Origin of the sequence: Chryseobacterium oryzae (assembly GCF_022811665.1) — a bacterium.
Classification (GTDB): Bacteria; Bacteroidota; Bacteroidia; order Flavobacteriales; family Weeksellaceae; genus Chryseobacterium; species Chryseobacterium oryzae.
In genome coordinates this window covers 961,200-976,683 of the sequence record NZ_CP094529.1, presented here as the reverse complement: position 1 = coordinate 976,683, position 15,484 = coordinate 961,200, and the positions used below count along the sequence as shown (strand labels likewise).

General features: G+C 34.0%; 15 protein-coding genes. 7 read left to right on the top strand and 8 right to left on the bottom strand.

The window, feature by feature from the left end; genetic code table 11:
• Positions 1–40: 40 nt before the first annotated feature.
• On the bottom strand, positions 41–724 hold the full coding sequence (gene clpP, locus MTP08_RS04535) for an ATP-dependent Clp endopeptidase proteolytic subunit ClpP (protein ID WP_243577229.1): 684 nt from the start codon (positions 722–724) through the stop codon (positions 41–43).
• A 99-nt stretch (positions 725–823) separates the two neighbouring features.
• Positions 824–2,806 (bottom strand): DNA primase, encoded by a 1,983-nt coding sequence (gene dnaG / locus MTP08_RS04530; RefSeq protein WP_243577228.1) that lies wholly within the window; start codon positions 2,804–2,806, stop codon positions 824–826.
• A 135-nt stretch (positions 2,807–2,941) separates the two neighbouring features.
• Here dnaG and MTP08_RS04525 point away from each other — a divergent pair, with 135 nt between their 5' ends.
• From MTP08_RS04525 to MTP08_RS04500, 6 genes are all read left to right on the top strand, one after another.
• Positions 2,942–3,634, top strand: coding sequence for a hypothetical protein (locus tag MTP08_RS04525; protein ID WP_243577227.1), 693 nt, complete (start codon positions 2,942–2,944; stop codon positions 3,632–3,634).
• 4 nt (positions 3,635–3,638) lie between these two features.
• Positions 3,639–4,319, top strand: coding sequence for a hypothetical protein (locus MTP08_RS04520; protein WP_243577226.1), 681 nt, complete (start codon positions 3,639–3,641; stop codon positions 4,317–4,319).
• A 4-nt stretch (positions 4,320–4,323) separates the two neighbouring features.
• Positions 4,324–4,998: a hypothetical protein gene (locus tag MTP08_RS04515; RefSeq protein ID WP_243577225.1), complete on the top strand. Its 675-nt coding sequence runs from the start codon at positions 4,324–4,326 to the stop codon at positions 4,996–4,998.
• A gap of 111 nt (positions 4,999–5,109) precedes the next feature.
• The gene (gene tsaE, locus MTP08_RS04510) at positions 5,110–5,517 is read left to right on the top strand and encodes a tRNA (adenosine(37)-N6)-threonylcarbamoyltransferase complex ATPase subunit type 1 TsaE (protein WP_243577224.1); all 408 of its coding nucleotides are present in this window, start codon (positions 5,110–5,112) and stop codon (positions 5,515–5,517) included.
• 49 nt (positions 5,518–5,566) lie between these two features.
• A complete protein-coding gene (locus MTP08_RS04505) occupies positions 5,567–6,760 on the top strand; it encodes an alanine dehydrogenase (RefSeq protein WP_243577223.1) in 1,194 nt (397 codons plus the stop codon).
• Positions 6,760–7,131 (top strand): hypothetical protein, encoded by a 372-nt coding sequence (locus tag MTP08_RS04500; RefSeq protein WP_209389259.1) that lies wholly within the window; start codon positions 6,760–6,762, stop codon positions 7,129–7,131. Before MTP08_RS04505 ends, MTP08_RS04500 begins: the two co-directional genes overlap by 1 nt.
• Before the next feature lie 113 nt (positions 7,132–7,244).
• On the opposite strand, the gene kbl is transcribed toward MTP08_RS04500, so the two are convergent.
• The 6 genes from kbl to MTP08_RS04470 form a co-directional block, all read right to left on the bottom strand.
• Entirely contained in the window at positions 7,245–8,438 is a 1,194-nt protein-coding gene (gene kbl / locus MTP08_RS04495) for a glycine C-acetyltransferase (RefSeq protein WP_243577222.1), read from the bottom strand.
• A 142-nt stretch (positions 8,439–8,580) separates the two neighbouring features.
• Entirely contained in the window at positions 8,581–8,952 is a 372-nt protein-coding gene (locus MTP08_RS04490) for a septal ring lytic transglycosylase RlpA family protein (RefSeq protein WP_243577221.1), read from the bottom strand.
• A gap of 269 nt (positions 8,953–9,221) precedes the next feature.
• The gene (locus MTP08_RS04485; protein WP_243577220.1) at positions 9,222–10,568 is read right to left on the bottom strand and encodes an AAA family ATPase; all 1,347 of its coding nucleotides are present in this window, start codon (positions 10,566–10,568) and stop codon (positions 9,222–9,224) included.
• 183 nt (positions 10,569–10,751) lie between these two features.
• The gene (locus MTP08_RS04480) at positions 10,752–11,819 is read right to left on the bottom strand and encodes a DUF2891 domain-containing protein (protein ID WP_243577219.1); all 1,068 of its coding nucleotides are present in this window, start codon (positions 11,817–11,819) and stop codon (positions 10,752–10,754) included.
• A 23-nt stretch (positions 11,820–11,842) separates the two neighbouring features.
• Entirely contained in the window at positions 11,843–12,595 is a 753-nt protein-coding gene (locus MTP08_RS04475; RefSeq protein WP_209389264.1) for a polysaccharide deacetylase family protein, read from the bottom strand.
• 14 nt (positions 12,596–12,609) lie between these two features.
• Positions 12,610–13,575 (bottom strand): NAD-dependent epimerase/dehydratase family protein, encoded by a 966-nt coding sequence (locus MTP08_RS04470; protein WP_243577218.1) that lies wholly within the window; start codon positions 13,573–13,575, stop codon positions 12,610–12,612.
• A gap of 91 nt (positions 13,576–13,666) precedes the next feature.
• Here MTP08_RS04470 and ggt point away from each other — a divergent pair, with 91 nt between their 5' ends.
• Complete coding sequence (ggt, locus tag MTP08_RS04465) at positions 13,667–15,352, top strand: gamma-glutamyltransferase (RefSeq protein ID WP_243577217.1); 1,686 nt, start codon at positions 13,667–13,669, stop codon at positions 15,350–15,352.
• Positions 15,353–15,484 lie beyond the last annotated feature (132 nt).

Sequence of the window (15,484 nt, the reverse complement as noted above, 5' to 3'; positions counted from 1 at the left end):
CCCTTTGGGCACGCCGCATTTTTTTAATTTCAACGAAAAATTATTTTTCTTTAGATCTCTGTAAAACTTCATCTACCATTCCAAAGCTTTTCGCTTCTTCAGATGTCATCCAGTAATCTCTGTCGGATGCTTTTTCTACCCATTCGTAGGTTTGCCCGGAATGTTCAGAAATAATGTCATACAATTCTTTTTTCAGTTTCAGCATCTCTCTCAGGTTAATTTCCATATCAGAAGCAACACCTTGTGCACCACCGCTCGGTTGGTGAATCATTACTCTAGAATGCTTTAATGCAGAACGCTTACCTTTTTCTCCTGCAACTAAAAGTACAGCCCCCATAGATGCAGCAATACCAGTACAAATTGTTGCTACATCTGGTTTAATTATCTGCATCGTGTCATAAATTCCCAATCCTGCATAAACACTTCCTCCAGGAGAATTAATATAAATCTGAATATCTTTATTCGGATCCGAACTTTCCAGAAACAAAAGCTGTGCTGTCACAATATTTGCCACCTGATCGTCGATTCCGGTTCCCAGGAAAATAATTCTGTCCATCATCAATCTAGAAAAAACGTCCATTTGTGCAACGTTCATTCTTCTCTCCTCCATAATATAAGGTGTAAGATTGGTAGGATTGAATGCTCCCATATATTGATCGGTTACCAAACCGTTATTTCCCATATGCTTTACTGAGAAATCTCTGAATTCTTTTTTAATATCCATTCGCTTATAATTTCTTTATTTTTTTCCAATATCGTTCCAAACAAATATAAGGACATTATGGCAGAAGAAAAAATCGTTATTACTTATTATTCCCTTTATTTATCTCATTTTATCCAGATAGATCCCTTTAATGGGTGAGTATTCTATCATATCGTTCAAGCGCATAGAAGCCTGTTTTAGTAATGTTATTTTTTTTATCAGCTCAAAATATTTGGATTCGTCTGAGGTTCTGTAATTTTCGAGTTCGGCTATAGCTTGTTTAATTAAATAATCGATATAACGGTATTTGTGAAGTAAAATATCGCCTTTTACCTGATCCCCTACTTTATCTCCGTAATTAGGCGGATAGATATTTCTCGAAGCCCAGTTTTCCAGTTCATCTTTTGGAAGAAGTGCATCTACTACTTTGGTGGTAATCTCTTCATCCATAAAAGTCACAAAAAAACTTCCGCTTCTCAGTTCATCATTCTGAATTCCTTCTTTAATCTGGTTGATGATAATTTCGTTGTTTTTTGCTAAAAAGCCGTAATGTTCTTCTTCAAAATGATGAAGAATTTCTTCAATAACGGTAATCTGATATTCTGTATTTTCCCCGTCTGTGCGCTTTAGAACAACATCTCCAAACATCAGCATATGATCAATCAGCTTATTTTCCATAAATAAAACATCAAACAAAAACGGATCTTCCTTTTCTTTATCAAAAGGTACAATTTCCATTTTTACTGGTGTATTTTCTTTTTGCTGATGCGTTTTCTGTGTTTGGTTATCTGTAATCTGCCGCTGAATATCCAGTTCATTAAACAGACTTTGCTCCGAAAGCTGGAATTTTTTTGAAACTTCTTTTAAGTAAATTTCCTTTTTTAATGCATTCTGAACAAAAGAAACCGATTTTACAATATTTCTTATCGCATCGGCTTTTTTAATAGGATCGTTTCCTGCATCCTTTAAAAGAATTTCAGCTTTAAAATCTATAAAATCTGTTGCTTCATTTTCAATAAAATTCTCAACATATTCCTGCGGATGCTTACGGGCGAAAGAGTCGGGATCATCACCTTCGGGGAAAAGAAGAACACGAATATTCACTCCTTCAGCCAAAAGCATATCAATACTTCTGAAACTAGCTTTAATTCCCGCATTATCACCATCAAAAAGAATGGTTACATTCTCTGTAAGTCTTTTAATAAGCTTAATCTGCTCTGTTGTTAATGACGTTCCGGAACTTGCCACAACATTTTCGATCCCGGAAAGATGAAGAGAAATTACATCCATATAACCTTCTACCAAAAGACAGACATTTTTGCGGGAAATTGCCTGTTTACTTTGGTTTAAGCCATATAAAACATTAGACTTATGATAAATTTCTGTTTCAGGGGAATTGAGATATTTTGCGGTTTTCACATTGCTTCTCAGAATTCTGGCTCCAAATCCTAAAACTCTTCCGGAAAAACTGTGGATAGGAAAAATTACTCTTTCTCTGAAACGATCTAAACCCGCAGGAGAGTTCTCCGGAAAAATAGATAGTCCAGATTTTTCTAAAATTTCTTTTGTGTAACCTTTTTCTAATGCAAATTCTGTGAATGCGTTTTTCTTTTCTGGTGAATAACCAAGTTGGAATTTTTTGATGATATCGTCTTTCAGTTCTCGTTCTCTGAAATAGGAAAGACCAATTGCCTTACCTTCACCATCTTCCCAAAGGATATTCTGAAAAAACTCGTTGGCTACTTCATGAATTTTATACAGTAAATCTCTTTCAGACTGTGCAATTTTGGCTTCTTCAGAAAATTCTCGTTGATCTTCTTCTATCTCTATCCCATATTTTTTTGCTGCATGTCTTAATGCTTCAGGATACGTAAAATTTTCGATTTCCATGAGAAAAGAAATTGCTGTTCCTCCTTTTCCTGTAGAAAAATCCTTCCAAATCTGTTTACTTGGAGAAACCACAAAGCTGGGCGATTTTTCCTCATGAAACGGACTTAACCCTTTAAAATTGGATCCTGCCCTTTTCAACTGTACATATTCTCCAACAATTTCTTCTACCCGAATTGTGGAAAATATCTTATCTATTGTCTGTTTGGAAATCATAATATAAAAATGATGAAAATAATTAAACCGATTAACTTTATATTTAAAATGATTATAATCATATTAAAATATGCTTAAAACGTTTATCAAAAGCTTAGATCTTTTTAATTTTGCAAAATTAAATAAGTATTTAAGATGAAAAGTATTTTAAATAAAATATCTTCTTTTTTCTTTATTGTTTTTTTTCATTTTGCCAACGCACAAGTCGGGATTAATACCAATAATCCTTCACGAATGTTAGATGTTGAAGGCACAATGAAAGTACACAATTTGAACGATGCCCATGCCAATGCAGATTACGACCAATCTATAGTAACCGACAGCAATGGTAATATAGATTTTACAAAAAAATCTAGCCTTTTGCCATCTGGAAACAGTAATAATACAGACAAGGAAAGCTTTAGCCAAATTTACAATACTACAGACGGAAATGGTGATGGAAACAAAATTTTAAAATGCGGGAAATTTCAGTTTTCGCTGACATCTACCAGCGATTCTAAGATTAGATTTAGATTGAATGACAATCCTAATACCCAAGTGGGAATTTATATGAACATGGAACAAAACTGGGATTCTAACGGTTATCAATTTTTCCAAGGAAAAAGCTATTTCGGAACACCTGACGAAAAATTCCTATTTGATTCTACAAACTATACAGTCTGGCAAAATTTAGCCGAAGCACAACTTGCTGATTTCGAACAAAATGTTCTCAACTTTCAATATCCTGGTGATTCTGATTTTTACCGGCTCATCATCTATAGAATTAAACAAAGCGTAGGATCTACTCCAGACAGTAGGGATTTTGCCGTAGTATGCGAAAAATTTTAGAAAAATGAAGAAAATTTTAATGTCAGTTTTTTTTATTCCTGCACTGTTTATATCTCAAAACGTAGGAATTAATACAGCTGAACCTTCGAGAAAACTCGATGTAAATGGTAATTTAAAAGTAAGCAGCATCCCTGTTAAAACTGGTAATGTAGATTATTCCAGAATCTTGCATTCTGATAAAACTTCTGGAAATATAGACTATATCCTTATCTCTGATCTTTTTAAAGCTCCAAACAATAATTCTGATGTTCAAAGAAAAATTTATTTGGCAGATACTCCTGTAACGGCTAATGAATGTACCTGTAGCGATCTCACTTTTAGAATTAACAACAATAATACTGCAGAATTTAAATTAAATTCTAATACTATTTTCACCACAAATAATAATGCTACTCAATTTGTAATGGGATATGGTATAAAAAGGTGGTCTAATAACAGCCCGATATATACTTACCAAAATGGATTTACCACATTTACGTCTACGAATTACAACACCTTCCAAACTTTAGATGCTACTCTCTTTCCGTCTTCTACGGACAATACGATAAGAATTTATACCATTGTGCCACCCAACCAAAAAACACTGTATAGAGTAACCTTAACAAAGAATACGAATAACGATTCCGGAACTAACAAATATCTTTACGGGATCATCTGTGAGCGGTTTTCAATGCAATCTTTATAAAATTATGCAAAAGAAAAATTTATATTTACTAATCAGTTTATTATTAAATCTGTTTTTTTACGCACAAAATGTCGGAATAGGAACTACTAACCCTACAGCAACATTAGATTTAAACGGAAATTTAAGAGTTCGTACCCTAACAGACAAAACCACAGATACAAGCTACAAAGATGTAGTAGTAGCAGATGCTAACGGTAATCTTGGAAGATGGGATAAAGCAAATATGATAGCAAAGATTCAGGATGAAATTTTAACAAATCAGAAGATTAATTACGTTTCCAATCTATCCACATATGGCTCCGAAATGAAATGTGACAGATTTAGATTGAAATTCGATGTTGAAAACAATAAAGTGTATCCATTTATCTCGCTTTCATCCGATCCTGCACCGGTTAATTCTTCAACAAAAGTATATTATAGTTATATACATAAAACCAATGCAAGTAGCTCTAGTTTTGTGTCACCTAACGTCCTTTCTATGCAGCAGTCCGTTAATATAACGAGTTCTACATGGCAAAAATTAGATGCGAATTTTGATCATAATGTGTTCGACGAAGTATATTTAAGCTATCCTAATACCAATGCTCTTTATCGTATTACTTTTTTGCAAAGACAAAGTGGTGACACTCAAAACGGGGTTACGCCTTACTTTTACACCATAACTTGTGAAAGATTTTAAGACTTCACATTCATATAAAACTTTGAAGTTACCTCTAACTGACTGATTTGTTTCAGTCAGTTTTATTTTATACTTACGACAAAAATTTAGGACAAATACTTATATTTGCTTATGCAATTCATCATTCATCAAAAGAGCGACTGGCAAAAAGTCGCAGATTCTATTCTTCCTGAATTCAAAAATAATATCTTGCTGTTAAAAGGAAATTTAGGAGCGGGTAAAACAACATTTACCCAATTTTTGATTAAAAATCTGGGAAGTGAAGATGAAGTAAGCTCTCCCACCTACTCTATTGTAAACGAATATAATTCTCCAAAAGGAAAAATTTTTCATTTTGATTTATACAGACTTAAAAACATTGATGAAGTCTACGATATCGGTATTGAAGAATATCTAGATAATTCTTATCTCTGTATAATAGAATGGCCGGAAGTATATGAAGCAGAATTGCAGGGCTTGAATTTTCATACAATGACTATTGAAAATACTGGTGAAAGCAGAGAGATTTCATTCGATTAAAAATGATATCTTTGTCTGATAAAAATAGTAAGTCTTTAATTGAATAATCATGAGTACTACACATATTTTTACACCTTTTTCAGAAGAAGAACTGATGCCGAAAGAAGAAAAACTGGATGTAATTAAAAAAGGGAAACAATTCAGTATAGGAATTCCAAAAGAAACCTGTCTCAACGAAAGAAGAACGTGTATTACGCCAGATGCTGTACAGGTTTTGGTAGAACATGGTCACGAAATTATTATTGAATCTGGTGCAGGAAAAAGCTCATTCTTTACCGACTTACAATATTCAGAATCTGGAGCCAGAATTACAGAAGATCCTAAAGAAGCATTTGCTCAGGATTTAGTTCTTAAAATTAACCCTCCCACAGAAGAAGAAACAGAATATCTTAAACCTAATTCTTATCTTGTTTCTGCTCTACAGATCAATTTAAGAGATAAAGATTATTTTCTGAAACTCGCTGAGAAAAAAATTAATGCTATTGCGTTCGAATTTATTGCAGACGAATACAAACAACTTACATTGGTGAGGTTAATCGGCGAAATTGCCGGTACAGTTTCTATTCTTTATTCATCAGAATTATTAGCATTATCCAATGGATTAATGCTTGGCGGAATAACCGGTGTTCGACCTGCGGAAGTAGTAGTTTTAGGAGCCGGAATTGTAGGAGAATTTGCAACAAAAGCAGCCATAGGTTTAGGGGCAAGTGTAAAAGTTTTCGATAATTCTCTTTCCAAACTGAGAAGGCTTCATACTTTGGTAGACAGCAGAGTTCCTACTTCAATAATCGATCCTAAAGAGCTCAGCAAAAGCTTAAGAAGAGCAGATGTTGTTATCGGAGCTTTACCAAGACTCAATATGCAGCCTATTGTTACCGAAGAAATGGTTATAAAAATGAAGAAAGGCAGTGTTATTATAGACATCGGAATCGACAACGGGAAAGCAATAGAAACTTCCGAACTTACAACAATGGAAGATCCGTATATTATAAAACATGGCGTAATTCATTGTGGACTTCCGAATTTAACTTCAAAAATGCCGAGAACTACAACCAAGGCAATTTCTAATTTCTTTCTTTCTTATATTTTGAATTATGACGAAGAAGGCGGTTTCGAAAATATGCTTTTACGCAAAAATGAAATGAAGCAAAGCTTATATATGTACAAAGGACGACATACTAAAAAAGTAATCTGCGACCGTTTCGGACTTACGTATCACGACATCAATCTTTTAATTTTCTAATGAAAAAAATAAAATTCTTTGTAATTGGTCTGGTTCCCGGACTTATTATCGTTTTTTTTGTACTTAATAAAAAAGGTGTAAGCTGCAGTGGTTATTTACCCAACAGCAGGGTTATTGCCGAAACACTTTCTAAAGATTTTGAATATTCAGATCAATTCAAAACAGAGATGAATGCTTTAAAAATCAACGAAAAATTCCTGAAAGACAGCATTATTACCAACGGAAAAATAGATTTCGACAAAAGCCATGCTCAGAAAAAACCTTGTCCAGACTATCTTTTAACGTATCCGGAAAAAAAACCTGCCTACGAAATTACTTTCGAAAAGTGTGAAAATAAAGCAGTTTTACTTTCCCTAAAAAAACTTCCATAATTTAGAAAGTAATATTAATTTTCTGAATTTATGATATTTTATTATCAGTTTAAAATACAAAAAAAGCCGCTGAACAATTTTTCAGCGGCTTTTTTTAGGTATATGAATCCAATTTAAATAACTCCTAACTCTTTTCCAACTTTTTCGAAAGCAGCAATAGCTTTATCTAAATGCTCCTGAGTATGGGCTGCCGAAAGTTGAACTCTTATTCTGGCTTTACCTTTAGGAACTACAGGATAGAAAAACCCGATTACATAAATTCCTTCATCCATCAGTTTCTCTGCCATTTTTTGTGATAACGGTGCATCATAAAGCATTACCGGAACAATCGCAGCATCTCCATCGGGAATATCAAAGCCTTTTGCTTTCATTTGGGTTCTGAAATATTCTGCATTCTGCATTACTTTGTCTCTAAGAGAAGTATCATCCGAAATCATATCCAAAACCTTCATTGCAGCTCCCACAATTCCTGGTGCAAGAGAATTAGAAAATAAATAAGGTCTGGAACGTTGTCTCAGCATATCAATAATCTCTTTTTTTCCTGAAGTAAATCCTCCTAAAGCACCTCCTAAAGCTTTTCCTAGTGTAGAAGTAATAATATCTACTCTTCCCATTACTTCATTGGCTTCATGGGTTCCGCGACCTGTTTTTCCGATAAATCCGGTAGCATGAGAATCGTCTACCATTACAAGTGCATCATATTGATCTGCCAAATCGCAAACTCCTTTTAGATCTGCAACAATACCGTCCATAGAAAAAACGCCATCGGTAACAATAATTTTAAATCTGTGATTTTTTTCAGAAGCGGCGATAAGCTGTGCTTCCAAATCTTCCATATTGTTATTCTTGTAACGGTATCTTGCGGCTTTGCAAAGACGAACACCATCAATAATAGAAGCATGATTCAGTTCATCCGAAATAATAGCATCCTCTTCAGAGAATAAGGGTTCGAAAACTCCTCCATTGGCATCAAAACATGCTGCATAAAGTATTGTATCTTCAAGACCTAAGAATTTTGATATTTTTTCTTCCAGTTGCTTATGAATATCCTGCGTTCCACAAATAAAACGTACCGAAGACATTCCGTATCCATGAGATTCAATCATATCCTGAGAAGCTTTCATCACTTCCGGATTATTGGATAAACCCAAATAATTGTTGGCACAAAAATTCAGCAATTTCTTTCCGTTCGCTTCTATTTCTGCACTTTGTTGGGATGTAATGATTCTTTCTCTCTTATAAAGACCATCATTCTCTATATTTTTGAGTTCGTTCTGTAAGTTTTCAAGATATTTTGCTGAAATCATATAATTAAATTTATTTGGTGCTAATTTACTAAAAAGCCTTTAAACAAATCCGCTAAAAACAATGCAAATATGGGCTGTGAAAAAGTCATAAAAAAACAGGTCTCAAATTATTGAAACCTGTTTTTTTTAATTAAATCATAAATTAATCGACAATTTCATATTCAACCGGAATAGTACCCTGATTGGTATTTCCGATTTCTTCGAACGCCGCCTTAGACATATCTAATGCCCTTGAAGAATGGAAAGGTCCTCTGTCATTAATCACTACGATTACCTCTTTTCCATTATTCAGATTGGTAACTTTTACTTCAGTACCAAAAGGAATTGTTCTGTGAGCTGCGGTAAGTTTTTTATTATCAAAAATCTCTCCGCTGGCTGTTTTTCTACCATTAAATTTACTGTGGTAGTAAGACGCATAACTTGTTTTCTTCGCATCTGCGGCATTATTCTTGAAAGAATAAATACCGAAGGTTGAAATCATCATTATGATTACGAGAATAAATCTTTTCATCACTTTGAACTTTTTTACTTGTTTGACGAGGCAAAAGTATAGGGAAACTTTTTACTTGCCTAGTTCAAACGTTAATAAAAGTTAACAAAATCATAAAAATATACTAATTTTTTCGGTAAACAGCTTATTTTAAAGGCTTAAGGATACGATGTTAAAGAATGTTAAAAAAGAGAATTAAAAGTTAAGAGAATTAACAAAAAATTATATTTTAGTTTAAAACAAATGTAGAACATTCTGATTATTAACAAATTAAAACCAAATAACAAAACAACTTATTTGCTTTCTTCATCATTCTGAATTTGGAATCCAATAGCTCTTCGAGGTTCTTGTACAATTTTATAAGCCTCCAATTCATTTTTAACTGCCTGAATTCTGGTTTGAAAGTAATCTAAATTATTCAGAACAGCATCGGCCAAAAACTGCTCTACCAAGTCGAGATATTCGTTGGTAAGCTTTGCGGCAGCATCTCTTAAAGCTCCGTGAAGAAGATTTTCATCAATAATCAGATTTTCATTTTTACTTTTCTGATATGCATTTTTAATTCTTTTTTTCAAACTCTGTGTGAAATCTATGAGCATCGTATTGCTGAAAACTTTCATCTGAGAAGCCACATTATTCCAGAAAGGAATTTTGTCTGCCTGATTGTTTTTAAGAATTTTATACAAAAGAGAATCTTTATCCAAATTTCTGGTAATCTGAAATAAGATTATTTCGGCTCTCTCTGCTGCATTAGGCGGGAAAACAGGAATCAACACATCAAATCTTCCTGGTGCAAGTATTTCCTCATCAATACCTGAAACCGAATTTGCAGAACCTACCATCAGTATATCTTCACTTTCAAATTTAGAAATGTGATGCAACACCATTTCCTGAGCTTCGAGATTGGCATACGAAATATTATTTTCTGCCTTTCGCTGCATCATAATTTCATCAAAATCTTCCAGAAAAAGTAAAACTCGATCGTGCTTCATTATCGCTAACAGATAATCGTTGAAATTGGTTTCATTCCCATTCACGAAAGAAATTCCGAGATCGTACTTTTTGATTTCCTTGAACTGATAATTGATAATTTCTGCAATCTTATTAGCCCAGAAAATTTTTCCGCTTCCGGGAGGCCCATAGAGAATAATTCCGGCAGGTTTATAAATTCCCCAATCTTTAATCTGCTGAGGATTGAGAAAAGGTTCCAAAACTTCCGAAATGTAAAAAAACAAATCTCTGTACCCGATAAAATCTCTTTTCTGAAGACTGGTTTTATTCCCGAAATAGTCGTAAACAAATTTATAATTGCCTCCTAATCTTTTATCTATTCCGTAACTGGAAACAGACGAGCGGTAAAATCCGTTATCGAATATATTATTTTCTTTAATTGCTTTTTCTATCTTTTCTTTGGGCTGATTAATGGTTTCTGCAATCTGTTCTACCGTCTTGTTTTTATCTAAATCTTTTTCATATTGCTTTAAAAATTCGGAATTTTCACGGGCAAATTTTTCGAAATCTTCCTTTACTTCGAAATTGGTTGAAATACAATCTGTAAGATCAAGATCAAAATCCTGTATAAAGCATTTTATGGCTTCCGGAGAAACATTCAGTTCTTTTGCGAGTTGTATTAATTTCATAATTAGATTGGTATAGATTTCAGAAAGCTACAATCTTTGAACCATAATTGAAATTTAGAACTTCTATAATATCCAGATTGAAGAAACCATTTTTATTCTTTTAAAAATATGATTTTTTTTGAAGATTTTAAAAATCATCAAACTAAAAATGAATTTGGAAATGAAATTAAAGTAAATAAAGGATTATTCTTCCAGTGCATACACCGCAAAACTGGCTAACCAATGATCGCCACCATAATTACCTTGAAAAAGTAACGGTAAACCATTATTCAGGAAAATATTGGCTGTTTTCAGAAAATCTTTTTTCAAAGGATGACTTTGCGGAAGACTTTTGGCAACGCCTTTCATACACCAAGCTTTAGAAAAAGACAATCCCACCAGATGAACGGTCTGAAAATCATTCAAATCGCTTACTACAGGTATTTTTTCGATATTTTTAAGACTTCGCTGATCATAAAATGTATTCAGCCACTGCACAAAATCTTTTTGAGGTAACACTCTTCTCATTAAATCTGCAATTTCCAAACTGGGAGAAAAGAAATCGGATCCATCCGGCTCCAGATATGCAGGCGTTTTTTCGTCTTTCAAATAAAAATATTTTGCCTTTTCGGTAAGTTGCTTTTCAAATTCAGAATCTTTGTTGGCTCTTGCCCAATCTATTGCAAATCCCATCGCAAAAGCAGTATTGGGATGCACACCCGTTCTGTTGGGATAAGTTTGTTTGGGAAGAAAAGATTTCCAAGAAGCCAGAATTTTATCTGTTAAAGGCTTTAGATTCTGATGCCAAATCTTCGCTTTAGGATTATCCCAAGTAGTAAGTTCTTCATCCAGCTTAAGCAGCCAAGCCCAACCGTAAGTTCTCTCGAAAGTTGCGGTAAGCTGATATTTGGTAAAATAATCGGCTTCTGCCTGAAGATTATCTTTGGTAAGAGAGCTTTCCAAAATTGCCTCAATATTTTTTGCAACAGAAAGATGTGGTTTAGATTTTAACAATTTTACCAACATCCAATGTCCGTGAACAGAACTGTGCCAATCGAAACACCCATAAAAACTGGGATGTAAATCTTTAGGACTTAATGCAACCTCATCAGAATTATTGATGATATGTGCAGTTTTATTAGGATATTCCTGAGTAATGCAGTGTAGCGGTTTTTCAGATAGCTTTATTGCCATTTCGTCTGAAAGTTTCGGAACCTCCTGAGCAAAAACCAGAAAAGGGAAGACAGCGATTACCAAAAAATATTTTCTCATAAGATATTTTTAGAGTTTCAATATTAGAAAATATAATCTTTCACACGAGAAGTAGCCATTTCTTTTTCGTTGATCCAACTTAGAAAAGACTCCAGTTTATCTTCCATTTTTTTTCCTAAATTCCATTTTCTGTGGAAAGGTATCTTAAAATGATGTTTATTGACATCTGTAAATTGCCAAGAATCTAAGTAAATCATTACAAAATCGTCTTTTTTCAACGTTTCGAACACCATATTCTGATAATATTTCATAGGTAAAACCTGAAAAACAAAATCATTATACGGAAGCTGACTGTAAGGAGAAATACTTTCCGGAATAATGCTTACTCCATCTTCTTCTATAATCTCCGGAGATTTCTTAAGCCGTTTGAACGGAAAGAGAATATCTGCATGATCTATCGCTGAAACATAATTAAACCCAGACTGTTTCAGCTCCTGTAACGTAAAACTGTTGTTTTTATAACGAATTCCTCTTATATTTTTTTCGAGAACATCCTGAATACTATGTTTTACAAGCTCTACCCTTTCCAAAGAACTGTTTTGATGGTAAAAAGCAATCTCATGCCCTTGAGCCGAGATTGCTTTTAAAAGATCTTTAAGCTTCTCAATAATAGAAATCTCTACAAAAAAGCTTGCTTTAATATCATGGATATCTAAAATTCTCAAAATTGCCCTTGTATTACTTTGCGTAATCTGTAATCTTTCCTCATTAGAAATCTCAAAGCCTTTTTGGGTTTCGGCTTCGATAGAAATTATGTTAAACGTAAGTAATATCATGCAAATTGGGAAGCTTAATTTTTGTTTAGCTTAACCTTAAGATTTTTAATCATATCTTTTGTCATTTCAGAAATTCCGAAATCGTAAGACAATCCCCAATCTTTTTTAGCTACAGAATCATCAATAGAAGCCGGCCAAGAATCGGCAATTGCCTGTCTGAAGTCTGGCTTATACTCTATCTCAAAATCTTTAATTTCATTTTTAATTTCTTCAGCTAATTCTTTAGGAGTAAAAGACATTCCGCCAAGATTGTAAGAAGTATGAACCGTTAAACTTTCTTTGGGAGCATCCATCAGTTTAAGTGTTGCATTAATGGCATCATCCATATACAACATCGGCATTCCCGTATTCTCAGAAATAAAACTTGTATATTTTCCTTTTTCAATTGCTTCATAAAAAATTTCAACTGCATAATCTGTAGTTCCTCCACCTGCGGGAGTTTTCCAGGAAATAAGCCCAGGATAACGGATACTTCTAACATCTACTCCATATTTATCAAAATAATATTCGCACCATTTTTCGCCTGCCATTTTAGAAATACCGTAAACAGTAGTAGGATTCAAAACCACATCCTGCCCAACATTTTCTTTTGGAATTCCTTTACCAAAAACGGCAATAGAACTTGGCCAGAAAATCTTTTTTATCAATCCTTCTTTTGCCATTTCACAAAAATGTAATAAAGGCTCAAGATTCAGTTTCCATGCAAAAATCGGCTGTTTTTCTGAAGTTCCGGACAAAAGAGAAGCCAAATGATAAACCGTTGTTATTTCGTAATCTTTAATAACCTGTCTTACCAATTGCGTATTGGTTACATCCATTCTTTCGTAGTATCCTGCTGATGTAATACCCTGCTGAAATCTGTCTAAACCCGAAGCTACAACATTTTCTGCACCATGAATTTCTACAAGTCTATTGGTAAGTTCTGTTCCGATTTGCCCTAAAGCTCCTGTTATAAGTATTTTTTCCGTGAAGGACTCCATTTTTATTTACTGTTAGTTGATTATAAGCAAAAGTAAAAATTTTGCTTACGATAAGAAAACAAAATTGTAAATTAGATTATAAAATTTACAGATGAAAAAAATCTTGTTTCTATGTATTATGATGAGCCATTCTTTTTCGGCTCAGTATAAAGACATTACCATTGTAAAAGAAGTTAGGGTAAAAAATAAAGGTGTTGTAGTTTCTGCTCACCCATTGGCAAGTGAAGCTGGAGCAAAAATTTTAAAACTCGGAGGAAATTCTTACGATGCTATTGTTGCAACGCAATATGCTTTGGCAGTAGTTTATCCTCAAGCAGGAAATATAGGCGGAGGTGGTTTTCTTGTAGGAGTAAAAAGTACGGGAGAAAAATTCACCATTGATTACCGTGAAACGGCTCCCCAAAAAGCCAGCCATGATATGTATATCGACAAAAACGGAAAAGCCGATACCAATCTCTCTCAAAACGGAAGATTAGCAGTGGGAATTCCGGGAAGTGTTGCCGGATTTTTTGCTACATTGAAATATTGTAAACTCCCAATGAGCAAATTGATTCAGCCAGCTATAGATTTAGCCGAAAAAGGGTTTGCAATCACAGAAAAAGAAGCAGATTTATTAAATTCGAACCAAGAAAATTTTAAGAAACACAATTCTTCGTCTATCGTTTTTGTTAAACCCATTCCTTGGAAAGCAGGAGATATTTTAACCCAAAAAGAGCTTGCAGAATCATTAAAATTAATTCAGAAATTGGGTTCAAAAGGTTTTTATGAAGGAAAAACTGCTAATCTTATCGTTTCTGAAATGAAAAAAGGCAACGGAATCATTAGTCTTGATGATTTAAAAAATTATAAAGTTGCCGAAAGAAAACCATTAGAGTTCAACTATAAAGGCAATAACATTGTGTCTATGCCATTGCCTTCCAGTGGCGGAATCCTGCTTGCTCAAATGCTGAAAATGGCGGAATTCGAAAATTTAGAAAAATATCAACAAAATTCTGTGAAAGCTGTTCAGATTATGGTGGAAGCAGAACGGAGAGCTTTTGCCGACAGAGCAGAATATATGGGCGATCCGGATTTTATTGAAGATAAAACTTCCTACCTTATTTCTGATGAGTATCTTAAAAACAGATGGAAAAACTTCAGCTTCAATAAAGCTACCTTAAGCTCTGAAGTTGGAAAAATTATTCCTCAACCTAAAGAATCTACGGAAACTACGCATATCTCTGTAATTGATAAAGAGGGAAATGCTGCTTCGGTTACCACTACTCTGAATGGCTTATATGGCAGTAAAGTTGTTGTTTCGGGAGCCGGTTTTTTCCTGAATAATGAAATGGACGATTTTTCTGTAAAACCGGGTGTTCCCAATATGTTTGGAGCAGTGGGTGGAGAAGCAAATTCTATTCAGCCTCATAAAAGAATGCTTTCTTCTATGACTCCTACTATTGTTTTGAAAAACGGAAAACCCATTATAATTGTTGGTACACCGGGAGGAACTACCATTCCGACCTCTGTTTACCAATCTATTGTTGATGTAATTGATTTTAAACTGAATGCCAATATTACCGTAAACAGTCCCAAATTTCACCACCAATGGTTACCTGAAACTGTAGCTTTTGAAAAAAACTTCCCGGAATCTATTGTGAAAGAACTCGAAAAGTTAGGCTATAAATCTGAAAAAGTAAAACAGATAGGGCGGACTGAAATGATTCTAATTGATGAAAATGGAAATATTAATGCCGTTGCAGACGGGCGTGGCGACGATTCTGTTGCGGTGGAATAATTCAGTTTTCAGGTAATTTTTTGTCAAATTAAATCGACTTCATCATTTTATAGAGTAATATTTTTATTAGAATCATTCAGTTTCGGCTCGGGCTTCGCCCGAGCCGAAACTGAATTGTTGTATTAGCCTTCT

Bases quoted from the DNA above. Each gene is read 5' to 3' on its own strand.
- clpP (WP_243577229.1), bottom strand. From the start codon at position 724: ATGGATATTAAAAAAGAATTCAGAGATTTCTCAGTAAAGCATATGGGA.
- dnaG (WP_243577228.1), bottom strand. From the start codon at position 2,806: ATGATTTCCAAACAGACAATAGATAAGATATTTTCCACAATTCGGGTA.
- MTP08_RS04525 (WP_243577227.1), top strand. From the start codon at position 2,942: ATGAAAAGTATTTTAAATAAAATATCTTCTTTTTTCTTTATTGTTTTT.
- MTP08_RS04520 (WP_243577226.1), top strand. From the start codon at position 3,639: ATGAAGAAAATTTTAATGTCAGTTTTTTTTATTCCTGCACTGTTTATA.
- MTP08_RS04515 (WP_243577225.1), top strand. From the start codon at position 4,324: ATGCAAAAGAAAAATTTATATTTACTAATCAGTTTATTATTAAATCTG.
- tsaE (WP_243577224.1), top strand. From the start codon at position 5,110: ATGCAATTCATCATTCATCAAAAGAGCGACTGGCAAAAAGTCGCAGAT.
- MTP08_RS04505 (WP_243577223.1), top strand. From the start codon at position 5,567: ATGAGTACTACACATATTTTTACACCTTTTTCAGAAGAAGAACTGATG.
- MTP08_RS04500 (WP_209389259.1), top strand. From the start codon at position 6,760: ATGAAAAAAATAAAATTCTTTGTAATTGGTCTGGTTCCCGGACTTATT.
- kbl (WP_243577222.1), bottom strand. From the start codon at position 8,438: ATGATTTCAGCAAAATATCTTGAAAACTTACAGAACGAACTCAAAAAT.
- MTP08_RS04485 (WP_243577220.1), bottom strand. From the start codon at position 10,568: ATGAAATTAATACAACTCGCAAAAGAACTGAATGTTTCTCCGGAAGCC.
- MTP08_RS04480 (WP_243577219.1), bottom strand. From the start codon at position 11,819: ATGAGAAAATATTTTTTGGTAATCGCTGTCTTCCCTTTTCTGGTTTTT.
- MTP08_RS04475 (WP_209389264.1), bottom strand. From the start codon at position 12,595: ATGATATTACTTACGTTTAACATAATTTCTATCGAAGCCGAAACCCAA.
- MTP08_RS04470 (WP_243577218.1), bottom strand. From the start codon at position 13,575: ATGGAGTCCTTCACGGAAAAAATACTTATAACAGGAGCTTTAGGGCAA.
- ggt (WP_243577217.1), top strand. From the start codon at position 13,667: ATGAAAAAAATCTTGTTTCTATGTATTATGATGAGCCATTCTTTTTCG.